Source organism: Campylobacter sp. CNRCH_2014_0184h, from assembly GCF_025772985.1.
Lineage (GTDB): Bacteria > Campylobacterota > Campylobacteria > Campylobacterales > Campylobacteraceae > Campylobacter_D.
Genome location: NZ_JAKMTB010000002.1, coordinates 158,642 through 182,625, shown reverse-complemented (window position 1 = coordinate 182,625; position 23,984 = coordinate 158,642). Strand labels below are relative to the sequence as shown.

Annotated in this window: 24 protein-coding genes; 14 read left to right on the top strand and 10 right to left on the bottom strand. The window is 30.7% G+C overall.

Features of this window, described 5'->3' with window-relative positions; all coding sequences use genetic code 11:
- The first annotated feature begins 62 nt into the window (after positions 1–62).
- From perR to uvrA, 6 genes are read left to right on the top strand one after another with little or no spacing between them, the layout of a single operon-like run.
- A complete protein-coding gene (gene perR / locus L8X36_RS02950; protein ID WP_263663926.1) occupies positions 63–473 on the top strand; it encodes a peroxide-responsive transcriptional repressor PerR in 411 nt (136 codons plus the stop codon).
- A gap of 1 nt (position 474) precedes the next feature.
- Complete coding sequence (locus tag L8X36_RS02945) at positions 475–1,659, top strand: hypothetical protein (protein ID WP_263682435.1); 1,185 nt, start codon at positions 475–477, stop codon at positions 1,657–1,659.
- A 7-nt stretch (positions 1,660–1,666) separates the two neighbouring features.
- Complete coding sequence (gene ubiE / locus L8X36_RS02940) at positions 1,667–2,368, top strand: bifunctional demethylmenaquinone methyltransferase/2-methoxy-6-polyprenyl-1,4-benzoquinol methylase UbiE (RefSeq protein ID WP_263682434.1); 702 nt, start codon at positions 1,667–1,669, stop codon at positions 2,366–2,368.
- The gene (gene xseA / locus L8X36_RS02935; protein ID WP_263682433.1) at positions 2,365–3,528 is read left to right on the top strand and encodes an exodeoxyribonuclease VII large subunit; all 1,164 of its coding nucleotides are present in this window, start codon (positions 2,365–2,367) and stop codon (positions 3,526–3,528) included. The genes ubiE and xseA overlap by 4 nt, the downstream gene beginning before the upstream one ends.
- 12 nt (positions 3,529–3,540) lie before the next feature.
- A complete protein-coding gene (gene serC, locus L8X36_RS02930) occupies positions 3,541–4,617 on the top strand; it encodes a phosphoserine transaminase (protein WP_263682432.1) in 1,077 nt (358 codons plus the stop codon).
- A 21-nt stretch (positions 4,618–4,638) separates the two neighbouring features.
- Positions 4,639–7,464: an excinuclease ABC subunit UvrA gene (gene uvrA / locus L8X36_RS02925; protein ID WP_263682431.1), complete on the top strand. Its 2,826-nt coding sequence runs from the start codon at positions 4,639–4,641 to the stop codon at positions 7,462–7,464.
- 18 nt (positions 7,465–7,482) lie between these two features.
- Here the strand turns inward: uvrA and trpB are convergent, their stop codons facing one another.
- Complete coding sequence (gene trpB / locus L8X36_RS02920) at positions 7,483–8,658, bottom strand: tryptophan synthase subunit beta (RefSeq protein ID WP_263682430.1); 1,176 nt, start codon at positions 8,656–8,658, stop codon at positions 7,483–7,485.
- A gap of 272 nt (positions 8,659–8,930) precedes the next feature.
- On the opposite strand from trpB, the gene L8X36_RS02915 reads away from it, so the two are divergent.
- Positions 8,931–9,374, top strand: a complete 444-nt coding sequence (locus tag L8X36_RS02915) for a YqaA family protein (RefSeq protein WP_263682429.1) — start codon at positions 8,931–8,933, stop codon at positions 9,372–9,374.
- Here the strand turns inward: L8X36_RS02915 and L8X36_RS02910 are convergent.
- Positions 9,330–10,334, bottom strand: a complete 1,005-nt coding sequence (locus tag L8X36_RS02910; RefSeq protein ID WP_263682516.1) for a nucleoside hydrolase — start codon at positions 10,332–10,334, stop codon at positions 9,330–9,332. The two genes, L8X36_RS02915 and L8X36_RS02910, sit on opposite strands and share 45 nt — an antisense overlap.
- On the bottom strand, positions 10,334–11,689 hold the full coding sequence (locus L8X36_RS02905; protein ID WP_263682515.1) for an MFS transporter: 1,356 nt from the start codon (positions 11,687–11,689) through the stop codon (positions 10,334–10,336). Before L8X36_RS02905 ends, L8X36_RS02910 begins: the two co-directional genes overlap by 1 nt.
- 130 nt (positions 11,690–11,819) lie before the next feature.
- Between L8X36_RS02905 and polA the strand changes: the two genes are divergently transcribed.
- The 3 genes from polA to motB are packed head-to-tail and all read left to right on the top strand — an operon-like array spanning position 11,820 to position 15,996.
- On the top strand, positions 11,820–14,459 hold the full coding sequence (gene polA / locus L8X36_RS02900; protein ID WP_263682428.1) for a DNA polymerase I: 2,640 nt from the start codon (positions 11,820–11,822) through the stop codon (positions 14,457–14,459).
- Between the two features lie 12 nt (positions 14,460–14,471).
- The gene (motA, locus tag L8X36_RS02895) at positions 14,472–15,245 is read left to right on the top strand and encodes a flagellar motor stator protein MotA (RefSeq protein ID WP_039619177.1); all 774 of its coding nucleotides are present in this window, start codon (positions 14,472–14,474) and stop codon (positions 15,243–15,245) included.
- Between the two features lie 10 nt (positions 15,246–15,255).
- Entirely contained in the window at positions 15,256–15,996 is a 741-nt protein-coding gene (gene motB, locus L8X36_RS02890; protein ID WP_263663936.1) for a flagellar motor protein MotB, read from the top strand.
- An 8-nt stretch (positions 15,997–16,004) separates the two neighbouring features.
- Here the strand turns inward: motB and L8X36_RS02885 are convergent, their stop codons facing one another.
- The 6 genes from L8X36_RS02885 to L8X36_RS02860 all read right to left on the bottom strand — a co-directional run bounded on the left by L8X36_RS02885 (position 16,005) and on the right by L8X36_RS02860 (position 19,322).
- A complete protein-coding gene (locus tag L8X36_RS02885; RefSeq protein ID WP_263682427.1) occupies positions 16,005–16,988 on the bottom strand; it encodes a beta-ketoacyl-ACP synthase III in 984 nt (327 codons plus the stop codon).
- The gene (plsX, locus tag L8X36_RS02880) at positions 16,975–17,964 is read right to left on the bottom strand and encodes a phosphate acyltransferase PlsX (RefSeq protein WP_263663938.1); all 990 of its coding nucleotides are present in this window, start codon (positions 17,962–17,964) and stop codon (positions 16,975–16,977) included. The genes L8X36_RS02885 and plsX overlap by 14 nt, the downstream gene beginning before the upstream one ends.
- 5 nt (positions 17,965–17,969) lie before the next feature.
- Positions 17,970–18,116 (bottom strand): 50S ribosomal protein L32, encoded by a 147-nt coding sequence (gene rpmF, locus L8X36_RS02875; RefSeq protein ID WP_012662034.1) that lies wholly within the window; start codon positions 18,114–18,116, stop codon positions 17,970–17,972.
- A 14-nt stretch (positions 18,117–18,130) separates the two neighbouring features.
- Positions 18,131–18,484, bottom strand: a complete 354-nt coding sequence (locus tag L8X36_RS02870; RefSeq protein ID WP_257396532.1) for a DUF177 domain-containing protein — start codon at positions 18,482–18,484, stop codon at positions 18,131–18,133.
- Positions 18,484–18,897 carry a nucleoside-diphosphate kinase gene (gene ndk / locus L8X36_RS02865; RefSeq protein WP_173786824.1) on the bottom strand — a complete coding sequence of 138 codons (414 nt, stop codon included), beginning with the start codon at positions 18,895–18,897 and terminating at the stop codon, positions 18,484–18,486. Before ndk ends, L8X36_RS02870 begins: the two co-directional genes overlap by 1 nt.
- A 140-nt stretch (positions 18,898–19,037) precedes the next feature.
- Positions 19,038–19,322, bottom strand: a complete 285-nt coding sequence (locus L8X36_RS02860; RefSeq protein ID WP_173786825.1) for a DUF362 domain-containing protein — start codon at positions 19,320–19,322, stop codon at positions 19,038–19,040.
- A 184-nt stretch (positions 19,323–19,506) separates the two neighbouring features.
- Between L8X36_RS02860 and L8X36_RS02855 the strand changes: the two genes are divergently transcribed.
- Entirely contained in the window at positions 19,507–20,103 is a 597-nt protein-coding gene (locus L8X36_RS02855; protein WP_263682426.1) for a peroxiredoxin, read from the top strand.
- A 176-nt stretch (positions 20,104–20,279) separates the two neighbouring features.
- Positions 20,280–21,356 carry a flagellar biosynthesis protein FlhB gene (gene flhB / locus L8X36_RS02850; protein WP_214125024.1) on the top strand — a complete coding sequence of 359 codons (1,077 nt, stop codon included), beginning with the start codon at positions 20,280–20,282 and terminating at the stop codon, positions 21,354–21,356.
- Here flhB and L8X36_RS02845 read toward each other — a convergent pair.
- Positions 21,348–22,127 (bottom strand): sulfite exporter TauE/SafE family protein, encoded by a 780-nt coding sequence (locus tag L8X36_RS02845; RefSeq protein ID WP_214118291.1) that lies wholly within the window; start codon positions 22,125–22,127, stop codon positions 21,348–21,350. The two genes, flhB and L8X36_RS02845, sit on opposite strands and share 9 nt — an antisense overlap.
- Positions 22,128–22,238: 111 nt before the next feature.
- Between L8X36_RS02845 and L8X36_RS02840 the strand changes: the two genes are divergently transcribed.
- Positions 22,239–23,375, top strand: coding sequence for an N-acetyl sugar amidotransferase (locus tag L8X36_RS02840; RefSeq protein WP_263682425.1), 1,137 nt, complete (start codon positions 22,239–22,241; stop codon positions 23,373–23,375).
- Entirely contained in the window at positions 23,372–23,983 is a 612-nt protein-coding gene (gene hisH, locus L8X36_RS02835) for an imidazole glycerol phosphate synthase subunit HisH (RefSeq protein WP_263682424.1), read from the top strand. The genes L8X36_RS02840 and hisH overlap by 4 nt, the downstream gene beginning before the upstream one ends.
- Position 23,984: the final 1 nt, after the last annotated feature.

The following is a 23,984-nucleotide window of genomic DNA, read 5'->3' as shown; positions in this document are numbered from 1 at the left end:
TATAATCATTTTTTTATAAAAAAAGAGTTATACTATAAGTAAAAATATTTGGAGAATAGACTATGGAACTTATTCAAATGCTTAAAAACTGTGATTTAAAAGCTACTCCACAAAGACTTTGTATTTTAAAAATTTTAAAACGCCACGAGCATCCTAATATAGAATCTTTGTATGAAAGTATTAAAGAAGAATATCCTTCTATCTCATTAGCTACGGTATATAAAAATTTAAATACCTTAAAAGAACAAGGTTTGGTAGTAGAAATTAATACTCCAAATCAAAAAACTTGTTATGATATTTATGAATATCCACATATTCATGTAATTTGCAGTAAATGCAATCACATAGAAGATGTGCGCTATGAAGATAGCGGGATTAATAAATACCAAGAAGATCTTGAGAAAAAGATTGGTAATATTATTGACTATCTTGGCGTGTTTGCTTATGTGAATGGTTGTAAATTTTGCAAGTAAAATGATTTGTGAAGTACAAAGACGCTTTTTAATTGAAAACGATGATTTTATCAAAATTTTAAAAGAAGAAAAACTTGCTTATTCTAAGGATAAAATACGTGTATTTTTTACACGTATAAATCCTTTTTGTGATATCAAATATAAAAAAATCAATCAAGATTATTATCAATTTACATTTTATAAATTACATGATATTTTAGATAAAAAAACTCATAAAATATCTAAAAAAGAATTTAAACATCAAAAAAGTAAAAATGCTATAACCAATATAATAAAAAAAACAAGAATTAGTTTTGAGCTTGATAATACCCAATTTTTCCTTTATAAATTTAAAAACAATTTAAAAAATTTGGTCATTTTAAAAGTGATTTTTTCCACCGTTGAAGAAGCAAAGCGGTTTGATTTACCTCATTTTTTTAAAAATTATAAAGAAATTACAGATGATGAGAATTTTTATAGTAAAAATTTAGCATTATATGGGGATCTTTCTAAAGTTTTTGATAGTGCTAGATGTATTAAAATTTTAGATAAACAAAAAGATATTAACTTGCATTTTCCAAATCAAATTCAAAGTTTTTCAGCTGGTAAAATTTTACTTTTCGTTCTTTTAAAAAACTTAAAAAATGACAGATTAAATTTTTTAAAAAATTCAAGTGAAAAAAACTTGGAACAATGTTTTATAAGCCTTAAACAAATTTGTTTTTGTCTTGATGTTTTTGATGCTCTTTTTGAAAAAAATATTCAAAATAAGCTAAAACAACAATTTTCATTTTTGATAAATCAAATTAATATGAAAAAATACCATGAGTTTGAACTAGAAAAATATATTTTTATTTTAAGCGATGAAAAAATTAATGATATTTTTCTTGATGCGGATTTTATTTTAAAAAATGATTATGAATTTTATCAAGGAAAAAATCAAATTTTAAAGTCTTTAATAGCTTTTAAACTAAGAAAAGAATTAGTTTTTTTAAAGAAAAAAATTGTAAAATCTCAAACAAATCTTGAAGAAGAATTAGAAAAAATAAAATTTTTATTATGCTATTTTGCAACTATGTTTGAAGAAAAAAGCATTAAAAAGTTGAAAAATTATTTTAAATATAATCATTTAGACCAAAATTCTTATGATGAAAATATAATAAAACAAATTGCAAAAAGCATCAAAAAATTAAAAATATATAGTTAGGAAAAACATGCAAAAACAAGAAAAAATAGTTAAAATGTTTGATGATATAGCACCAACTTATGATAAGGCTAATAGAATTTTAAGTTTTGGAAGTGATGTGAGTTGGAGAAAAAAAGCTTGTTTGGATGTTTTTAAATTTTCTAATAATGAACTTGATATTATCGATGTAGCTTGTGGTACGGGCGATATGATTATAGAATGGCAAAATCAAGCCTTAAGAGCAAATAAAAATATCATTAGTATAAAAGGGGTTGATCCAAGTGCGGGCATGCTTGAAGTGGCTAGGAAAAAAAATCCTGATGCGACTTTTGTACAAGCAAAAGCACAAGAACTTCCACTCGAAAATGAAAGTGCAGACATCATAAGTATAAGTTATGGCATACGCAATGTGGTAGATAGGAAAGAAGCTATAAAAGAATTTGCAAGAGTGTTAAAAAAGGATGGGATTTTACTTGTACTTGAATTTACCAAAAGAGAGCAGGGTGGTTTTATAGCTGCTTGTAGAGATTTTTACTTAAAAAATATTTTGCCAAAAGTGGGTGGATTTATTAGTAAAAATTATAGTGCTTATGAGTATTTACCAAATTCTATAGAAGATTTTTTAAGCAAAGAAGAATTTATTAAAGAATTGAGTGGGCACTTTGAAATGTTAGAGTATAAAAGCTTTAGCTTTGGTGTTTGCTCTATGTTTATTGCAAGAAAAAAATGAAAGTTTCAGAACTTAATCTAAAAGCTAAAAGCTTATTAGAATTTCATCTTGATGATATAGAGCTTAGTGGAGAAATTTCTAAAATTACCATTCATAGTTCAGGACATTGGTATTTTGATTTAAAAGATGAAAAATCAAGCATAGCTTGCGTGATGTTTAAAGGCTTTAATCAATTTGTTCAAACTAAACCTAAGGTTGGCGATATGCTTGATCTTAGAGGTTATGTGAGTTTATATGAAGCAAGTGGTAGGTATCAATTTATCGCTAAAAGTATGCAAAAAACAAGCCTTGGGGATTTAGAAGCTAAATTTTTAGCCCTAAAAGAAAAGCTTGAAAAAGAAGGTTTGTTTGATACAAATGCTAAAAAAAGCATTGTTAAATTTCCTAAAAAAATAGGCATAATCACTTCTTTTACTTCAGCTGCTTTGCAAGATATGTTAAAGTTAATTTCACAAAAAGAATATAATCTTTGCAAAATAATTATTTTTAACGCCCTCACTCAAGGACAAAGCGCTCCAAATTCTTTGATAAATGCTTTAAAAAAAGCTGATGAGTTTAATTTAGATGCGATTATTTTAGCAAGAGGTGGCGGAAGCAGAGAAGATTTGTTTTGTTTTAATGATGAAGAACTTGCAAGATGTATTTTTTCTTTAAAAACGCCTGTTGTTTCTGCTATTGGACATGAGATTGATTATGTTATTAGTGATTTTGTAGCAGATTTAAGAGCACCAACTCCAAGTGCGGCTATTGATATGATTTTTCCAAATAAACTCAGCTTAGAACAAGGACTTGATGAGCTTGCTATGCGTTTTAAAAACCAAATGTTAAATCATCTTAAGTTTTATCAAAATAAAATCGATCATTTACAAAATTTAGCCAAAGCGAAATCTTTAGAAAATGCTTTTTTTCTTAGAAAACAAAAGCTTGGTTTTTTACAAAGTCAACTAAAGAGCGTTTTAAATTTAAAATTATTAAATTATGAAAACAAACTTAATAATTTTGAAGAGCTTTTAACTCAGCATAAAAATTTCTTTGATAAAAGTAAAAATTTGATAAATTTACAAAAAGATGGCAAAAATATCTCTCTTGAAAAACTAAAAAAAGGAGATATTATAAAACTTTGCTCAATAAATGAGAGTAAAGAAGCCCAAATACTATAAAAAGGAGACAAAATGAGAGTAATGAATTTTAGTGCAGGTCCTTCAAATCTGCCTGATGAGGTTTTAAAAGAAGCACAGGAGCATTTGTTTGATTATCATGGTAAAGGCTTTTCTATTATGGAAGTTTCTCATCGTGGAAAGGTTTTTGAAGAAGTGCATTTTGAAGCTATTAAAATGGCAAAAGAACTTTATGATGTAAATGATGATTATGAAGTGCTTTTAATGCAAGGTGGAGCTAGTTTGCAATTTGCTATGATACCTATGAATTTATATATGGGTGGAGTTTGTGAATTTGCTAATACGGGAGTTTGGACTAAAAAGGCTATTAAAGAGGCTGAAATTTTAGGAGTAAATACAAAAATAGTAGCAAGTAGCCAAGAAAGTGAGTTTGATCATATCCCACAATTTGAATTTAGTGATAATGCAGATTATGCTTATATATGCTCTAACAATACCATTTATGGAACCCAATATAAAAACTATCCAAAGACTAAAAGTCCTTTGATAATTGATGCTTCTAGTGATTTTTTCTCTAAAAAGATAGATTTTTCTAATGTTGCTATGCTTTTTGGTGGAGTGCAAAAAAATGCAGGAATTTCAGGACTTGCTTGTGCATTTATCCGCAAAGATATGGTAGAGCGTAGTAAAAACAAAAATATACCTAGTATGTTAAAATATAGCGTTTATGCTGAAAATAATTCTTTATTTAATACACCTGCAACCTTTGCTATATATATGTTTAATCTTGAAATGAAATGGCTTTTAAATCAAGGTGGCTTAGATAAAATCAATGAGCAAAACATACAAAAGGCTAAAATTTTATACGATGTGATTGATGAGAGTAATGGTTTTTATAAAGGTCATGCCAAAAAAGAGGATAGATCATTAATGAATGTTAGTTTTAATATAGCTTGTGATAAAAACTTAGAGCCAGTTTTTGTAAAAGAAGCTGAAGAAAATGGTATGATAGGTCTTAAGGGGCATAAAATTTTAGGTGGAATTCGCGCTAGTATTTATAATTCTATCAGCATTGAAAAGGTTCAAAAGTTAAGTGAATTTATGAAAGATTTTGCTAAAAAATATGCTTGATTAGGTAAAAAGAGGATTTTTATGAATAATGACAAAATAAATATCATTGGTGCTAAAGAGAATAACCTTAAAAATATCAACCTAGAAATTCCTAAAAATAAACTCATAGTTTTTACAGGACTTAGTGGAAGTGGTAAATCCACTTTAGCTTTTGGTACGCTTTATGCAGAAGGACAACGTCGCTATATTGAAAGTTTAAGTGCTTATGCAAGGCAGTTTTTAGATAAAGTGGGTAAACCAAATGTTGATAAAATAGAAGGTTTAACTCCTGCTATTGCTATTGATCAAAAAACAACTTCTAAAAATCCTCGATCAACCGTTGGAACTATTACTGAAATTTATGATTATCTAAGACTTTTATACGCAAGGATTGGCTCGCAACATTGTCATCAATGTGGTCAAAAAATTTCATCTATGAGTGCAGCAGATATCGTAGGTGAAATCTTAAAGCTTCCAAAAGGGGCAAAAATCATCATTTATGCGCCGTTGATTAAAGAAAAAAAGGGAACTTTTGCAGATCTTTTGGAAAATTTAGTCGCAAAAGGCTATGTTAGAGCACAAATTGATGGGGTTTTAACGCGTCTTGATGAGGATATTGAGCTTGCTAAAACCAAAAAACATACAATAAAACTTGTAATAGATAGACTCCAAGTGCAAGATGATATGCTAGCAAGACTTGCAAGCGATATAGAAAAAGGGCTTAGTGAGAGCTTTGGTGAAGTGGAAATTGAAGTTTTAAATAATGAAGAATTAAACATAGCAAAACATTTTCATTATAGTGAGCATAATGCTTGTTTTGATTGTAAAATTTCTTTTCCTTTGCTTGAGCCTTTGAGTTTTTCTTTTAATTCTCCAAAAGGTGCTTGTCCAAGTTGTGATGGTCTTGGTATAAGATATACGCTAGATATGAAAAAGCTTATCAATGAAGAATTAAGCTTAGAAGCAGGAGCTATAAAGCTTTTATATGGGTTTAATAAAAGTTATTATTATAAGTTTTTAATGGCCTTTTGTGAGCAAAATGATATCAGGATAAAAATTCCATATAATGAGTTAAGTGAAGAAGAAAAGCGTCTAGTGCTTTATGGTAATGCCAAGGAAATTAACTTTTTATGGAAAAGACATCGCTTAAGTCGTAAATTTGAAGGTGCGGTTAAATATGCCTATGAAATGCTAAAAGATGAAAAAGATTTAAGCGAGTATATGAGCGAAAAAACTTGCAAAGATTGCAATGGCCATCGTTTAAGAGCTGAGAGTTTAGCTGTAAAAGTAGCTGAGAAAAATTTGGGTGAAATTTTAGATATGAGCATAGAAAATACCACTGCATTTTTTTCAAAAGAAGCTAATTTTGCGTATTTAAGTGAGCAAGAAAGATTGATAGCTAAGCCTATTTTTAAAGAAATTAATGAAAGATTGTTTTTTCTTTATGATGTAGGACTTGGGTATTTATCTTTAGGGCGTGATGCAAGAACCATTAGCGGGGGTGAGGCTCAAAGAATTCGTATAGCATCTCAAATTGGTAGTGGTTTAAGTGGAGTGATGTATGTTTTAGACGAGCCTAGCATTGGTTTACATGAGCGAGATACGGCAAAACTCATTAAAACTTTAAGAAATCTTCAGCAAAAGGGTAATACTTTAATCGTGGTTGAGCATGATAAAATGACTATAGAAGAGGCAGATTTTATCGTAGATATTGGTCCAAATGCTGGTAAATTTGGTGGTGAGGTTGTATTTAGTGGAACTTATAAAGAATTATTAAAAAGCAAAAGCCAAACCGCCCTTTATATGAGCGGTAAAAAGCAAATTGCCCATCAAAAAAATAGAGAACAAAAAGATTTTATTAGTTTAAAAGATGTGAGTATTAATAATATTCAAAATCTAAGCGTAGATTTTCCACTACGCAATCTTGTAGCAATTACAGGCGTTTCAGGAAGTGGTAAAAGCTCATTGATTTTACAAACTTTGCTTCCATTTGCAAAAGAAGAGCTTAACCGTGCTAAAAAAGTTAAAAAACTAAGTGGGGCTAAAATAGAAGGTTTGGAAAAACTTGATAAGGTGATTTATCTTGATCAAAGTCCTATAGGAAGAACACCGCGTTCAAATCCTGCTACTTATACAGGCGCTATGGATGAAATTCGTAATCTTTTTGCAGCTACTAAAGAAGCTAAAATGCGAGGTTATAAAGCAGGGCGTTTTTCTTTTAATGTTAAAGGTGGAAGATGTGAAAAGTGCAGCGGCGATGGTGAAATTAAAATAGAAATGCACTTTTTACCTGATGTGATGGTAACTTGTGATGTTTGCAATGGTAAAAGATATAATGATGCAACTTTAGAGATTAAATATAAAGGTAAAAGCATAGCTGATGTTTTAAATATGAGTATTATTGAAGCAAGTGAGTTTTTTACTTCTGTGCCAAAGATAAAACAAAAGCTTGATACTTTGGTAAAAGTTGGGCTTGATTATCTTACCTTAGGACAAAATGCAACTACTTTAAGTGGTGGGGAGGCTCAGCGTATTAAGCTAGCTAAAGAATTAAGCAGAAGCGATACAGGAAAAACTCTTTATATTTTAGATGAGCCTACAACAGGACTTCATTTTGAAGATGTTAATAAACTTATTTTAGTTTTGCAACATTTAGTTGATCTTGGAAATAGTGTGTTTGTGATAGAGCATAATTTAGATGTTATTAAAAATGCTGATTATATCATCGATATGGGACCTGAAGGTGGAGTTAAAGGTGGTAAGGTTATAGCTAAAGGTAGCGTTGAAGAGCTTGCTAAAAATCATGAAAAAAGTGGTTCTTATACGGGGTATTATCTAAATTTAGAGCTAAAAAACACAAAAAAATAAATTGGCTGAAGTTTTACTTCAACCATAAATTTCACCTTTTTTATACTCATAAATACTTTGCATATCTTTATCGCCTCTTCCTGAAAGATTTACAACTATCACGCTTTTTTTCTTTAAAGTAGGGCAAAGTTTTTCTAGATAAGCTAATGCATGTGAGCTTTCAATAGCGGGTATAATACCTTCTTCTTTACATAATAATTTTAAAGCATTAATACACTCATCATCGCTAATAGCATAATAACTTGCTCTTTTACTTTCTTGTAAATATGCGTGCAAAGGACCTATGCCAGGGTAATCAAGCCCAGCAGAGATGCTAAAAGTATGAGCAATGTTTCCTTTATCATCTTGTAAAACCTTAGTTTTCATACCATGGATAATACCCTCTTTACCTTTAGTAAGTGTAGCTGCATGATAAGGTGTATCTTTTCCTAAACCTGCTGCTTCAACGCCTATAAGCTTAACTTTTTCATCTTTTAAAAATGCATGAAAAATTCCAGCAGCATTGCTACCACCTCCAGCTGCTGCTATGATGTAATCTACTTTTTTATTTAATTTTCTAAGTTGCATTTTGCATTCTTTACCTATAATACTTTGAAAATGCGTAACAATTTGCGGATAAGGATAAGGCCCCACTGCACTTCCTACTACATAAAATACTTCTTTAGTATTTTTAACCCAAAAATTTAAAGCCTCATCTACTGCATCGCTTAAAGTTTTACTTCCACTTTCTACCGCATGAACTTTTGCTCCTAAAAGCTCCATTTTATAGACATTTAAGGCTTGTCTTTTTACATCAATAGCCCCCATAAATATCTCACATTCAAGTCCCAAAAGTGCTGCTGCAGTAGCAGTTGCAAGCCCGTGTTGTCCTGCTCCAGTTTCAGCAATAATTTTTTTCTTATTCATTTTCTTTGCCATTAAGGCTTGAGCTATGGCATTGTTGATCTTATGAGCTCCTGTGTGAGTTAAGTCTTCTCTTTTTAAATAAATTTCATGATTATAAAGCTTGCTTAAATTTTTAGCATGGTATAAAGGCGTAGGTCTTCCCACATAATTAGCTAAGAGTTCTTTTAATTCTGTGTTAAAATCTTTATCTTTTTTGAGTTTTAAAAAAGCTTTTTCTACTTCATCTAATGCTATTTTTACTTCATTTGGCACAAATTGCCCACCAAATTTTCCATAATATTTTTTCATAGTATTTCCTTAAAATGATTAATAATATAAAATCAAAAATGATCAACTAAAACTAAAAATGTAAAATAAAAATGATTGAAAATGTAGAGCAGGCTTAACGCCAAGAAAAAGAAGCTTTGTTAAATGAGTATTCTAAATTTAGTTTAGAAAATTTTTCCCTTTCCATAGTTTTTCCTTTTAAAAAATTGCCAAATGACTTTACATTCTAAGATAATTATTATTAAAAATTCTTTAAAATGATAGTTTAGAAAATAAATACTAAGAAAATTTGTATGTTTGATTTTTTATATAATGATATAAGCTATATAGGGCTTTTTATAGTATGTTTTCTCTCTAGCACACTTTTACCTATGGCAAGTGAAGCTTTTGTGCTTGCTTTTGTGAAATTAGATTTTAATGCTTATATGGTTTTATTTGTTGCAAGTTTGGGGAATACTTTGGGTAGTTTGAGTACTTATGCGTTAGCTTATTTTGGAGAGAGCCAAATTTTAGAAAAATATTTTAAAGGCTCTTTACGTAAATTAGAAAAAATCAATGCAAACTTTAAAAAATTTGGCTCTTTGTATGCTTTTTTTACTTTTTTGCCCATAGTGGGAGATCTTTTTGCGCTAGGGCTTGGATTTGCTAAGTATTCTTTTTTAAAAGCAAGTATTTTTATAGCCTTGGGTAAATTAAGTCGTTATGCTTTTGTAATTTTCATAGCAAATTCCATTTAAAAGTCTTGATTTTAAAAGATTTAAAAGTCTAGCATTATCAATATCTTTTAAAACTTTTATAGTGTTTTTTAATTCATGATTTTTCATAGGCATTTTTGCATCTTTAAAACACCTTATCGTGCTTCCTCTAGCAAAAGTACTATCACAAATGACATCTACTAAATACTCATTAAAATTTGCTAAATTAGGATCAAGCATATAAGCAACAGTTAATGCATCATGTATCCATGTGCCATTTGTGCCTCTTGTTTTGCTTGCATAATCAATCCAAACTCTTAAAGTCTGTACTAAAAAATCACAAAGAGGATTTTGATTTTCTAAAGCATTTAAATCTTCATGAGTGAGCATAGTTTGCATTGTTGCATTATAAGGAACAAGTGTGATTTTAGCTCTTGAGTTTAAAACTATACTAGCAGCTTCAGGATCAAAACCAAAATTTGTATCTTTGATATGATAAGGCATATCAAAGCTTCCACCCATGATAAAAATTTCTTTCACGTTTTTATCAAAGTCTTTAAAAAGCTTCATGGCTATGGCTATATTTGTTAAAGGTCCTATAGCACAAATTGAAATTTCACCTGGATTTTGCATAACAAGTTCGCCCATTTTCATACAAGCATTTGGGCTTATGTTTTCTAAGATTTTTATAGGTTTTATATGATCCCAAAGATGAGTAAGCTTAAACTCTTCTACGCTTTTATCTAGTCTTTGTCTCCAAAAACGACTATCTTCATATAAAGCTTCATGAGCACCTAAATACAAAGGTATGTCTAGATTAAGCTTATTTAATAAATCTTTAGCAACACTATAAGCGGTTAAAGCTTGCACATTACCACTTAAAGTGCTAATCATCTCAAGTTTGATTTCTTTGGAGGCTAAAATAAGTCCAAGAGCTAAACCATCATCGGTATTAGCCCCTGCTACGCCATTACCTATATCAGTATCTAAAATAAGGCGTATCATATCGCATCTTCTATTAAATTTAAATCCCTACCTCTAGTTTCTGGCGCAAAGAAGGTTGTGATAAAACCAATTCCTGCGGTGATAACAAAATACAAGGCTATTGGCCACCAAGTGCCATAATAAGCAAGCAAAGCTGAAGCTATCATAGGAGCAGTACCCCCTGAAAGTATAGAGCCAAATTCTTTTGCTAGCGCCATTTTGGTATAGCGATTTTTTGCTCCAAAAAGTTCTACACCCCACGCAGCTTGCACACCAAAAATCCCTAAAGATGCCAAAGACATACCTACGATGATAGTTAAAATTACAATAATTTCATTTTTACTATCAAGTAGCATAAAAGCAGGGAAGGCATAAAGCATTAAAAGTAAGCAAAAGGTTCTATAAGTAATACGTCTTCCAAATTTATCACTTAAATATCCTGCTAAAGGTATAACTAAAAATCCCACCAAAGAAGCGATAACAACAGCAGTTGTGGCTACTGATTTATCAAGAAGTAAAATTTTAGTTACATAGCCTACTATAAAGCCTTGTGCGAGATAAGATGGCCCATTTTCTCCTATTCTTATACCCACCATAGTCCAAAATGCACGACTTTTTTGCCAAAAAGTTCTTTCATCTTTTTTCATATGTACTTCATTTTCATGACGAATTTTTAGCATTAATTCTTTTTGTTTTTCAAAAACAGGAGTTTCTTTTACATTTAAACGCATATAAACAGCAAAAAGTGCTATAAAAATACTTCCTATAAAAGGAATTCTCCATCCCCATTCTTTAAAACTAGAATCATCCATGCTTGTAACTAAAAGCCACACAAAAGCTGCAAGCAAGGTTCCGCTATTTGATCCAAGAGCGATGATGGAAGAGATTAAACCTCTATGTTTGCTAGGAGCGTATTCTCCAAGCATGACAGTCCCACCTGAAAGCTCAGCACCTGCGCCAAAGCCTTGCATAAAACGCAAAATAACCAAACATATAGGAGCCCAAATTCCAATTACTGCATAACTTGGTATAAAACCAATTAAAGTAGTTGAAATACCCATTAATGCAATGGTGCTCATCAATACATTTTTTCTTCCGTATTTATCTCCTAAATATCCAAAAAATAAAGCTCCAATAGGTCTAGCAATAAAACCTATACCATAAGTAACAAAACTAAGCAATAATGCTATAACAGGAGTTTGCTCAGGAAAGAAAACTTCTGAAAAAACAGTAGCTGCAGCTAAGCCATAAAGTGCAAAATCTGCATATTCCATAGCAGTTCCTAGCCAACACGAAAACACAGCCTTTTTAAAGGCCTTTTTTCCTTGTGGAGTTTGAAAATTTTCATCCGCGATTGATTTTGTTTGCAAGATTAAACCTTTATTTGAAATTTCAAAATGATAATTTTATCTAAAATGCTTAAAATGGAAATTTAATACTTTTTACCGACTTTTAAATAATTTTGGGCGATAATTATTGTTATTTTTTATATATAGGAAAAAAATGAAAACTTTAACGATAATTGATACTTTTGGCTTTTTCTTTAGACTTTTTTATGCTTTAAAGGGTTTGAAAAATTCAAAAGGCGAAGCTAGTAATATGATTAGCGGTTTTGCTAATTTTATTTATAGTTTGAAAAATGATCATCCTAGTGATATGATTATTTTTGCTCTTGATAGTAAAGGAAAAACTTTTAGAAGTGAAATTGATCCAAATTATAAAATCAACCGCACTCCACCTCCACCTGATTTATTAGCTCAAATTCCAATTTGCATTCAAATGATAGAAAAAATGGGTTTTTCAAGTTTTTCTTGCGAAGGATATGAGGCTGATGATATCATCGCATCTTTGGTTAAAGAGTGTGAAAATAAGGATATTTTTATAAGAATTATTACTCAAGATAAAGATTTGTATCAACTTATAAAAGATGATAAAGTTAGTATTTATAGTCCTATTTCAAAAAATGATTATAATGAAGCAGGGTGTTTAGAAAAATATGGGGTAAAACCTAGCCAAATAAGAGATTTTTTAGCTCTATGTGGAGATAGCTCAGATAATATCCCAGGGGTAAAAGGAATTGGTGCTAAGGGAGCTAAGAATTTACTTGATGAGTTTGAAAGCATTGAGGGAATCTATGAAAACTTAACACTAGTGCGTAATGAAAGAAGTCGTAATTTATTGCTTGAGGGCAAAGAAAATGCCTTTTTAAGCAAAAAACTTGCTTCTTTGTATGAAAATTTAGATGTAAAAGATATGCTTTTAAATTGTAAGTATCCAAAAGATGAGCCCTTGCTTAAGATTATGGATATTTTGGAGCATTATGAATTAAATGCTTTATTAAAAAAACTACGTACTAATCCTACTAATAAAGATAAAAATTTAGGATTTAATGCAAGATTAATTTTAGATGAGAAAGAATTATTTGAAATTTTAGAAAAAATTGATGATCAAAGCATTGTTGCTTTTGACACTGAAACTACGGGCTTAGATACTAAAGAAGCAAAGATAGTAGGGTTTAGTTTTTGTTTTCATGAAAGTGAAGCTTTTTATGTGCCACTTGCACATGATTATTTAGGTGTTTGTAAGCAAATTTCTATGCAAGTAGCTAAAAAGGGTATAGAAAAAATCTATCAAAGCATGGTTATAGGTCATAATCTTAAATATGATTTTGAGATTATAAAAAACAATTTTAATTTACTTCCTCCAAAAAACTATGCTGATACTATGATACTTGCATGGCTTAAAGAGCCAAGTTTGCGTGTAAATATGGATGATTTAGCAAAAAGATTGTTTGATTATGAGACTTTGCATTTTGAAGACTTGGTAAAAAAAGGAGAAAGCTTTGCAGGGGTGGATATAGAAAAAGCTTGTAAATATGCAGCCGAGGATGCTTATGTTGCTTTAAGATTTTATTTGTATTTTTTAAAAAATTTAGAAAAGCCTTTGTTTGAGCTTGCGCAAAAAAGTGAGTTTGAATTTATCAAAGTGCTTATTATGATGGAAAATAATGGCATTAAACTTGATACTCAAAAGCTTGAAAGCCTAATGCAAAGTTTTAATCAAGATATAAAAATACTTAGTGAAAAAATATATGATTTAGCAGGTGAAAAATTTAATATTAATTCTCCAAAACAAGTAGGGGATATTTTATTTGAAAAACTAAAGCTACCAAGTGGTAAAAAAAGCAAAACAGGATATTCTACTGATGAAAAGGTTTTAAATGCTATTTTAGATGAACATCCGATTGTGAGAGAAATTTTAGCTTATAGAGAGCTTGCTAAATTAGTTTCCACTTATTGTGAACCTTTGTTGAAATTAGCTAAAAAAGATGAAAACTCAAGAATTTATTCAAGCTTTTTACAAACAGGAACAGCCACGGGACGCCTTTCATCAAAAGATCCAAATTTGCAAAATATCCCTGCGCATGGTCAATATGCTAAAGATTATAAATCTTGTTTTGTAGCAAAAGAAGGATTTAGTTTTATCTCGCTTGATTATTCACAAATTGAGCTTAGAATGCTAGCGCATTTTAGTGAAGATGAGAAATTATTAGAAGCGTTTTCAAACAATGAGGATATTCATGCAAAAACTGCTATTATGATTTTTAACCGTAGTGATTATGAGACAAGAAGTATTGCTAAAAGTATAAATTTTGGTCTTATTTATGGTATGGGTTATAAGACTTTGAGTCAAAATTTAAAAATAGAAGCAAAGTTGGCTAAAGAATATATTGAAAAATATTTTGAGAATTTTACTAGTATAAAAACTTATTTTGAAAAGGTAAAAAATGAAGCTAAGCAAAATGGTTTTATAAAGACTTTACTAGGCCGTAAGCGTTATTTTGACTTTGAAAATGCAAAGCCTATGCATGTGGCAATGTATGAAAGAGAGAGCATTAACTCTACACTTCAAGGTTCTGCTGCCGATATAATAAAACTTGCAATGATAGAAATTGCAAAAGATTTAGATGAGAATAAACGCTTGATTTTACAAATCCATGATGAGCTTATTTTTGAAGTAAAAGATGAACTTTGTGAGGAATTTGCAAAAAATGCTAGTGATATTATGGAAAATATTGTAAAATTAAAAGTTAAATTAAAAACTTCATCAAGTATTGCCAAAAATTGGGGCGCATTAAAATAAGGAGAATAATTAATGGATCTTTCAACCATACTTGGGATGGTATTAGCTGTTGTTAGTATTTCTGTGGGGGATATTTTAGAGGGTGGTAACCCTTTGCATGTTTTGCATTTAAGTTCATTTTTGATCGTGGTTCCAACTGCGGCTTTTTGTGCGATGACAGCAACTCATAAAAAATTTGTTAAAGCAGCTTATAAAGAATTAAAACTTGCCTTTAAAGGTGCGGGGGTAAATTTAAGTCAAAGGATAGCTGAGCTTGTAGAATACTCTATCATAGCAAGAAGAGATGGGCTTTTGGCTTTAGAGTCAAAAACTAATGAAATTGATAATGAGTTTTTAAAAGAAACCATGATGATGATGGTTGATGGTAAGAGCGTAGAAGAGATTAAAGAAAGTATGGAAATCCAAATAGAGGAAATGGAAGAATATTACAAAGAAACGGCAGAATACTGGATCCGTTTTGGTGAGACTTGTCCTACTATGGGACTTGTTGGTGCGGTTATGGGACTTATGCTTGCTTTGCAACTTTTAGATGATCCTCAAGCTATGGCAGCAGGTATTGCAGGAGCATTTACTGCAACGGTAACTGGGATTTTTGGTGCTTATGCTTTATTTGGACCTTGGGGTCATAAAATCAAAGCTAATGCTCATGAGCTCATTAAAGAAAGGATAGTGATCTCACATGCTATAGTAAGTATTGCAGAGGGAGCTAACCCTAGAGATTTAGAGGCTAAATTGTTTAATTACCTTGGACAAGGTGAGCCTAGAATTTCTCAATTTGATAAGTAAGAGTTAAAAAATGGGAAAAAAACATAAATGTCCAGAATGTCCAGCAGGTGAAAAATGGGCTGTGCCTTATGCAGACTTTTTAAGTTTGCTTTTGGCGCTTTTTATTGCTCTTTGGGCGATTTCTGAAAGTAACCCCGCTAAAACTGAGGCTTTAAAAACTGAATTTGTTAAAATTTTTGAATTTACTGCTTCAAATCCTTTAGAAAAAGAAAGTGAAGTGCATAATAAATACAGTGCACCATCTAATGCAAATGTTGAAGAGCTTGAAAAGCTTAAAAAATTAAGTATCACCCAACAAGAAAATATAGAAAAATTAAAAGCAGCATTAGATCAAAGAGAAAATAATATCGTTTTAAATTTGCCTGCAAGGGTTGAATTTGCTAGGGGTAGTACACAAATTGATTCAGCTGATGTGCAAGATTTTCTAAAACGTATTAGCGAAGTTTTAAAAAGAATGCCAAAACAAGCTCAAATAGAACTTAGAGGTTATACTGATGCAAGTGATAAAGATCCTAAAAGAAATTTTGATTTAGCAAGTAAAAGAGCTCAAGTTGTGGCTGATTATTTGATTACTAGAGGAATTAATCCAGCTCAACTTATAGTGGTTAGTTTTGGTGAAAATTATCCTTTGAGTGCAAACAAAGAAGATGAAATAAACAATAGAGTTGAATTTTATATCCGCGTAGATTCTTCAGATAATCAAACTAGAAAGTCAGTGTTAGATCAAATTGGAGCTTTTAATAACAAATAAGTTTTTACTTATTTGTTATTTTCTCCACCAAAACGAAATAATGCTGAACCCCAAGTGAAACCACCACCAAAAGCATCAAGCAATATTAAAGAACCTTGTTTTAAACGACCTTGTTCGTAAGCATCATTCATTGCCATAGGAATTGAAGCAGCTGAGGTATTGCCATATTTTTGGACAGTAACTACGCATTGTTCATCTGTAAAATTTAATTTTTCTTGTACGGCTTTGATAATTCTTAAATTAGCTTGATGAGGTATAAAAAGATCAATTTCTTCACTTTTTATATTGTTTTTTGCAAGAATTTCAATAACATCATTACTTAGAGTATTCACCGCGATTTTAAATACCTCATTTCCTTTCATTTGCATGGAAAGTGGAGAGCAGATACTGCTTTTTTGAGCTCTTTGAGTCATTAATAAATCTCCAAATTCCCCATCGCTTGCAGTATGAGTGTCTATAATAGGAAAATTATCATCTAAAGATACAATTCCAGCCCCAGCTCCATCGCCAAATAGCACGCAAATGCTTCTATCAGTATAATCCATAATAGAACTAATTTTTTCAGCTCCTATGATTAATACATTTTTTTTAGTACCACTTTCAACCATAGATTTTGCAAGCTCTAAAAGATAAATAAATCCTGAGCATGCGGCAGAAATATCAAAAGCGGTGATATTTTTTAAGCCCAAATTATGAGCGATTTTACATGCAGTTGATGGCATGGTAAAATAATCAGGGCTTAAAGTAGCTACGATGATCGCATCTATATCTTGAGGATTTAAATTAGCTCTTTGTATGGCTTTAATAGCTGCTTTAGTACCAAGATCGCTTGTATTCTCATCATCATTTGCTATGTGTCTTTGTTCTATACCAGTTCTTCTTAATATCCATTCATTACTAGTTTGAACCATTTTTTCTAAGTCAAAATTACTCAGAGTTTTTGTAGGGATATAAGAAGCTATACTTTTTAAGGAAGCTTTAGTTGATTTCATAATTAGAAAGTTCTTTTTCTATAGTTTGATTTATATTTGATTGTGTGAAATTTAATGCTTGAAAAATAGCATTTTTTATAGCTTTTGGACCACTTTTTCCATGACTTATAATGACACATTCTTTTACACCCAAAAGCGGAGCTCCACCGTATTCTTCATAGTCAATATGAGTTTTTAGTTCATTAAAAGCTGGTTTTGCTAAAAGATAGCCTAGTTTTGCTAAAAAAGATTTTTGAATTTCTTGTTTTAGAAGCTTTGTGATAACACTTGCTACACCTTCTCCTGTTTTAAGCAAAATATTCCCATTAAATCCATCACATACTAATACATCTATAGTACCATTAAAGATATCTCTACCTTCGGCATTTCCGACAAAATTTGGAAGTTGTTTTAAGAGTTGATGAGTTTCTTTGGTAAGCTCATTTCCCTTACATTCTTCTTCGCCATTTGATAGTAAAGCAACTCTAGGTTTGGCAATTTTTAAAATCTCTTTAGCATAGGCTTCACCCATAATAGCAAATTGAAATAAATGCTCACTTTTACAATCAACATTTGCTCCAACATCTAGTACAAGTGTTCTTGAATGGATATTTGGCATTAAAGTAGCAATTGCAGGTCTAGCAATATTTGCTAATCTTCCAAGCCTTAATGTAGCTAAACTCATAGTAGCTCCACTATGCCCAGCAGAAACAACAGCTTTTGCTTTTTGATTTCTTACTAAATCAATGGCTTTGTAAATAGTACTATCTTTTCTTTTTAGTGCATCTGTGGAATTTTCATCCATAGCAAACACATCAAAAGCTTCTTCGTATTCTATGTATGAGTTTAATTCTTGAGGAATCAAGGTTTTTAGTTTTTGAGGATCCCCTACCAAGATAGCTTTAAATTCACGCTCTTTTAGAGCTTGAATCACACCTTCTATGATAGGTTTTTCCCCAAAATCACCACCCATTGCATCAATAGCAATGCTTGTCATCGTTATTAATATTCCTTAGTTACTGGATTTACACGGTGAGGCATTTTATAGCTACCATCTTTGTCTTTTATAGGCATAGGTAAGGTAACTTTATAATGAGTTCTGCGTTTTGCTGCACGAGTTTTACTCACTCTTCTCTTAGGTACTGCCATTTTTTACTCCTTTATTAATTTAAACATTTATTACAATAAAAATAATCACTTAAATAAGATTGTAACTCACTTGTGGCAAGTTCTATTAAATCTATATGAGAGTCAAAAAACTCCATAGTATCACTTAAAGTATTATTTTCATCTTTAAAAATTCCATCGCTTGCAAAAAGCTCTATATTTTGATCGATTTCAAGCTCTATTTCATCGCCACATCGATCGCAGTTTCTATAAGTAAATCCTTTGAAATTAGCTTTTATTTTTGCTAATTTTGGATTAACTTTTGTAATAGTTCCTTCAAAAACTATATTATCAAGATCTAGCTTAAAAGGATAAGCCACAGAGCTAAGTTTTGCAAAGGCAATTTTCATTATAAAATTTCAGTTTTTGAAAAGAAAAATTCTATTTCAATTTTTGCATTTTCTAAGCTATCACTTCCATGAACTGCATTTGCATCAATACTATCTGCAAAATCTGCTCTAATAGTACCAGGAGCTGCTTCTTTTGGATTTGTAGCACCCATTAATTCTCTGTTTTTTAACACTGCATTTTCGCCTTCTAAAACAGAAACCACAACCGGACCGCTGATCATAAATTCAACTAAATCTTTAAAAAAAGGTCTGTCTTTGTGTACAGCATAAAATTCTTGCGCTTCTTTTTCTGAAAGCTGTATTTTTTTTGTTGCTGCTATTCTTAGACCATTGTTTTCAAAGCGTGTTAAAATTTGACCAATAACACCTTTTTTTACTGCATCAGGTTTAATAATAGAAAGTGTTTTTTCCAAAATCGTCCCCTTAATTTAAATAAGTTTTATATTTATAAAAGAGCTAATTATACCAAAAAATGCTTTAAATTTATATAAAAGTTTAGAGTTATTGAAGGGTTTGTAAGTAACTTGAAATCAAGATACTTACATTAAATTTATTAAGCAAATACTGGAGTTGAACCGTCTCTTAAATCACTACCGATGTTATCACGACTTGGTTGACCACCTACTACATCACTCCATACAATACAACCATCAGTTGGGCAAGCACTTGCACAGGCTGGTTGATCATTGTGTCCTACACATTCAACACATTTATCTGCATAAACATAATATCTGTCTTCGCCCTCAGGATTATTTGCATCATCTACGATAGCACTTACTGGGCATTCATCTATACAAGAACCACATGCTATACAAATATCAGTAATTTTAACTGCCATTTTTTACTCCTTAATATTAATGTTGAATGCAAGATTATCAAAATTGTGTTAATTTTATTCTTAAAATCTATTAATTTTGATAATAAAATTAAATTATGGATAATTTTACACAATTAATAAATTTTTAAATTTACAAATGATATTATTTTGTTACAAATAAAATTTATTAATTAGGAGATAAAAAATGATAGTTACTAAAAAAGCTATTGATTTTACAGCACCAGCTGTATTAGGAAATAACCAAATAGTTGAAGATTTTAATCTTTATAAAAATATAGGACCAAAAGGCACGGTAGTATTTTTCTATCCAAAAGACTTTACTTTTGTTTGCCCATCTGAAATCATTGCTTTTGATAAAAGATATCAAGATTTTAAAGATAGAGGTATTGAAGTAATCGGCGTATCTTGCGATAATGAATTTTCTCACTTTGCATGGAAAAATATGCCAGTAAATCAAGGTGGTATAGGTCAAGTTAAATTTCCTTTAGTAGCTGACTTAACTAAACAAATCGCTAGAAATTTTGATGTTTTATTTGAAGAGGCAGTTGCTTTAAGAGGTTCTTTCTTACTTGATGCTGATGGAACAATTCGTCATGCAGTGATCAATGACTTACCACTTGGAAGAAACATTGATGAGATGATTAGAATGGTTGATACTATGTTATTTACTAATGAACATGGTGAAGTTTGCCCAGCTGGCTGGAACAAAGGTGATGAAGGTATGAAAGCTGACCCTAAAGGTGTTGCTGATTATCTAAGCAAAAACGAAAGTAAACTATAAAAACTAAAAGCCTGCTTATGTAGGCTTTTAATATTTTATTTATTCTACTCATTTATTTTTATATTTAATACTTTTAAAATTTAAAATCAAAATTTTTAACAAATAAAATAGTTTAAATTTGTTGATACTTGTGGATTAAATGCTATAATTTTGCTTTAAAAATTTAAAGGTTTTTTATGGCTGCTGATGATCAAGAAAAAACAGAAGAACCCACGTCCAAGAAAATAGAAGATGCTCGTAAAGAGGGTAATGTTCCAAAAAGCCAAGATGCATCTGCTGTGGCTGTACTTGTTATAGCTGTGGTCGTGGTGTTGTTTATGCTACCTTTTATAGGTGAGAGAATTAGTGGTTTATATAGGTTTTATCAAAGCTTTATAGGTATAGAACTTGATTTAAAAATCTTGCAAAAAATTATTATAAAAACTATGATAGAAATGTTTATTATGGTTTTACCTATTACTTTAACGATTATGGTTGCAGGCGTGCTTGGGAATTTAATGCAATTTGGTTTTATTTTTACCACCAAGCCTATCACTCCAAATTTTAACAAAATTAACCCTATTAATGGTCTTAAAAATCTTTTTTCTTTGAAAAAAATCATTGAAGCTTTAAAAATTACTCTTAAAGTTGGAGTGGTTTTTGGAATAGCCTTTGTTTTTTTATTACAATTTATGAAAGAACTTCCTAGAGTGGAGCTTTATACGATTTATCCACAACTTTTATGGCTTAGGGATAAGGCTATTATACTTGCGGCTATTGTGATTATAGCTTTTTTGATTATTGGACTTTTAGATGTGCTTTTGGTAAGGTATCAGTACTTTAAAAATTTGCGTATGAGCAAACAAGAAATCAAAGATGAATACAAACAAAGCGAAGGAGATCCTTTGGTAAAAGGAAGAATTCGTCGTTTGCAAATGGAAGCAGCAAGACGCAGAATGGTGCAAGATGTCGCTAGTGCTGATGTGGTGATTACTAACCCTACTCACTATGCGGTTGCTTTGCGTTATGATAGCTCTAAGGAAGCTGCACCAAAAGTTTTAGCTAAAGGAGTGGACTTTTTAGCTTTGCGTATAAAAGATATGGCATATGAATATAATGTGATGATTTATGAAAATCCTCCTTTAGCAAGAGAACTTTATAAAGCATGTGAGGTAAATGATCTTATCCCACCAGAGCTTTTTAAAGCAGTGGCGGAAGTTTTAAGCTTTGTCTATACTTCTAATAGACAAAAATTTGCTGATAGATTAAAATAAATTTAGCTTTTTAATCAAGCTTATAATAGTCATAGTTATAGAAAGAGTGTAGATGCCCAAAAGTGCTATGCGGTGGGATTTAAGGTTGATTTTTTCCATGATTTTAATACCAAGATAAACCCCTAGCATAGAACTAAGTCCTACTAAGCTTCCATTTTGCAAGACTTCTTTATCAATGATGTCATTATATACAAAAGAACTAATTCCTGAAATGGAAGCAAAAATCACAAAAAACAAACTAAGTGGTACTACTTTTTTAGTATCATAGCCTAAAAAATAAGCTAGAATAGGGGTGATTAAAAGCCCACCGCCAATCCCTAAAGATATAGCAAAAATTCCTGTAAATACGCCACAAATTAGCAAAATAGAATTTTTTAAGATATTAGAGTGGTTAATGTTTCCAATGGTGCTTTTTTGATTAAAAGCAAATTTTAAAAAGAATACAATACTCACGCATAGAAAAATACTTGTTAAGGTTATATCTGAAAAATACGAGAGTAAAAGCCCGCTAAACATCGCACCTAAAAAGCCTCCAAAGCCTATGATAAGTCCATCTTTTAAGATTAAATTTTTCTTTTTATAGTTTAAATAGGAACCAAAAATAGAAGCAAAAATCATTTGTACAACAGAAATTGCAACAGCATGATGAGAGCTAAGTCCTAAAGTAAGCATGAAAGGAACGATAATCATACCACCACCTATGCCAAAAACCCCTGAAGCCATACCTGAAAAAATTCCTATAATCATATAAGGAAGTAAAGTTAAATCCATAATTTATAAACCTTTAAATAAAAAATATTGTAACAAAATAAAATTTATTTATCTTTAGAAAATATAATCATAGTCGATTTACGATGACTATAAAGATTTTTTGGAGTTAATATGAAATTTTGTAAAAAATGCGTTATGCCAGATACTAAGCCTGATTTGCATTTTAATGATGAGGGAATTTGTGATGCGTGTTGCTCGCAAGAAGCTAAAAATCATGAGATAAATTGGCAAGAGCGTGAAAAAGAATTTCTAGAACTCGTTAAAAAATATAAAAAACATCCTGTGTATGATTGTGTGATAGGAGTAAGTGGTGGTAAGGATTCTACCTTTCAAGTTTTAAAATGTCTTGAACTTGGACTCAATCCTTTGTGTGTTTGTTTTGAACCAAGTATTCCTACTAAAATAGGTAAAAAGAATTTAAAAAATTTAAATAATCTTGGTGTTGATTTAATCCATATCAAAAGAAATCCTTTGGTGTATAAAAAATTAGCCCGCGAAGCTTTTATAAGAACGGGTGATAATGAATGGCAAAACCATTTGGGGATTTTTACATGTGTTCCAAAAGTAGCTGTTGCTTTTGACATTCCTTTGATTATTTGGGGGGAAAGTCCGCAGATTGAATATGGTGGGCCAGCTAGTTCTAAAGAAAAAAATACTTTAGGTAGAGAGTGGCTTGAAGAATTTGGCGGACTTTTGGGTAATAGAATTTCTGATATGATTGGTGTTGATGGTATTAGAGAAAAGGATTTATATTTTTATACTTATCCAAGTGATGAAGAGCTTCAAAGAGTAGGAGTTACAGGGTTATTTTTGGGATATTATTTTAAATGGGATTATAAGTATAATTTAAAATTAGCCCAAGAAAATGGTTTTAAAACTAGTACAAAACCAGTTGAAACTACTTATGAGAATTTTGAAAATTTAGATTGTTATTCAAATCATGTGCATGATTATTTAAAATACTGCAAATATGGTTTTGGAAGAGCTACAGATAATGCGTGTTTGGATATAAGACTTGGCTATATTAGCCGTGAAGAGGGTGTGAGACTTGTAAATAAATATGATGGAAAGCCACCTAAAAAGGCTATTAAGAAGTATTTGGAATTTAGTGGTTTTAGTGAAAAAGAATTTGAAAAAATTGTAGATTCTTTTACTAATAAAAAGATATTTAAACGCGATGAAAATGGTAAATTCTTAAGAGATAGTGATGGGTCGTTGATAAAAAAAGATGAGTTTATTTTGAAATGATTTGTATTGTTGATTATCATCTTGGAAATTTTAAATCTGTTTTAAAAGCTTTTGAAAAACTTAATCAAGAAGTGATTATAAGTTCTAAAAAAGAAGATATAAAAAATGCTTCTAAATTAGTTTTGCCAGGCGTTGGATCTTTTAAACAAGGTATGGAAAATTTAAAAAAACTTGCACTAGATGAGCTTTTAAAAGAATGTGTTTTAAAAGATAAAAAGCCTATTTTGGGGATTTGCCTTGGTATGCAACTTTTTGCTAGTAAGGGATATGAGGGCGGAGAGTGTGAAGGGCTTGATTTTATAAAAGCAAAGGTTTTGAAATTTGATTTAAGTAAAGAAAAATTATTGCACAGTGGTTGGGATGATTTACAGTTTAGTGATAAAAAAAGCAAGCTTTTTGATGGAATTTTAGAAAAAAGTGATTTTTATTTTGTGCATTCTTATTATGTAGAGTGTTTAGAGAGAGTGGAGACTTCTTTTTGTGAGTATGAAAAACCTTTTTGTGTAAGTTTTGAAAAAGATAATATTTTTGCTGTGCAATTTCACCCTGAAAAAAGCCAAAATGTAGGTTTGAAACTTTTGGAAAATTTTGCAAATTTAAAGGTCTAGC

What these genes read in the sequence shown, in the direction of transcription:
- perR (WP_263663926.1), top strand. Translation starts at nt 63, where the DNA reads ATGGAACTTATTCAAATGCTTAAAAACTGTGATTTAAAAGCTACTCCA.
- L8X36_RS02945 (WP_263682435.1), top strand. Translation starts at nt 475, where the DNA reads ATGATTTGTGAAGTACAAAGACGCTTTTTAATTGAAAACGATGATTTT.
- L8X36_RS02860 (WP_173786825.1), bottom strand. Translation starts at nt 19,322, where the DNA reads ATGGCAGTTAAAATTACTGATATTTGTATAGCATGTGGTTCTTGTATA.
- motB (WP_263663936.1), top strand. Translation starts at nt 15,256, where the DNA reads ATGGGAAAAAAACATAAATGTCCAGAATGTCCAGCAGGTGAAAAATGG.
- L8X36_RS02915 (WP_263682429.1), top strand. Translation starts at nt 8,931, where the DNA reads ATGTTTGATTTTTTATATAATGATATAAGCTATATAGGGCTTTTTATA.
- rpmF (WP_012662034.1), bottom strand. Translation starts at nt 18,116, where the DNA reads ATGGCAGTACCTAAGAGAAGAGTGAGTAAAACTCGTGCAGCAAAACGC.
- L8X36_RS02870 (WP_257396532.1), bottom strand. Translation starts at nt 18,484, where the DNA reads ATGAAAATTGCCTTTGCAAAACTTAGCTCTGTGGCTTATCCTTTTAAG.
- hisH (WP_263682424.1), top strand. Translation starts at nt 23,372, where the DNA reads ATGATTTGTATTGTTGATTATCATCTTGGAAATTTTAAATCTGTTTTA.
- serC (WP_263682432.1), top strand. Translation starts at nt 3,541, where the DNA reads ATGAGAGTAATGAATTTTAGTGCAGGTCCTTCAAATCTGCCTGATGAG.
- plsX (WP_263663938.1), bottom strand. Translation starts at nt 17,964, where the DNA reads ATGACAAGCATTGCTATTGATGCAATGGGTGGTGATTTTGGGGAAAAA.
- motA (WP_039619177.1), top strand. Translation starts at nt 14,472, where the DNA reads ATGGATCTTTCAACCATACTTGGGATGGTATTAGCTGTTGTTAGTATT.
- L8X36_RS02845 (WP_214118291.1), bottom strand. Translation starts at nt 22,127, where the DNA reads ATGGATTTAACTTTACTTCCTTATATGATTATAGGAATTTTTTCAGGT.
- flhB (WP_214125024.1), top strand. Translation starts at nt 20,280, where the DNA reads ATGGCTGCTGATGATCAAGAAAAAACAGAAGAACCCACGTCCAAGAAA.
- ubiE (WP_263682434.1), top strand. Translation starts at nt 1,667, where the DNA reads ATGCAAAAACAAGAAAAAATAGTTAAAATGTTTGATGATATAGCACCA.
- L8X36_RS02840 (WP_263682425.1), top strand. Translation starts at nt 22,239, where the DNA reads ATGAAATTTTGTAAAAAATGCGTTATGCCAGATACTAAGCCTGATTTG.
- polA (WP_263682428.1), top strand. Translation starts at nt 11,820, where the DNA reads ATGAAAACTTTAACGATAATTGATACTTTTGGCTTTTTCTTTAGACTT.
- uvrA (WP_263682431.1), top strand. Translation starts at nt 4,639, where the DNA reads ATGAATAATGACAAAATAAATATCATTGGTGCTAAAGAGAATAACCTT.
- L8X36_RS02855 (WP_263682426.1), top strand. Translation starts at nt 19,507, where the DNA reads ATGATAGTTACTAAAAAAGCTATTGATTTTACAGCACCAGCTGTATTA.
- trpB (WP_263682430.1), bottom strand. Translation starts at nt 8,658, where the DNA reads ATGAAAAAATATTATGGAAAATTTGGTGGGCAATTTGTGCCAAATGAA.
- xseA (WP_263682433.1), top strand. Translation starts at nt 2,365, where the DNA reads ATGAAAGTTTCAGAACTTAATCTAAAAGCTAAAAGCTTATTAGAATTT.
- L8X36_RS02885 (WP_263682427.1), bottom strand. Translation starts at nt 16,988, where the DNA reads ATGAAATCAACTAAAGCTTCCTTAAAAAGTATAGCTTCTTATATCCCT.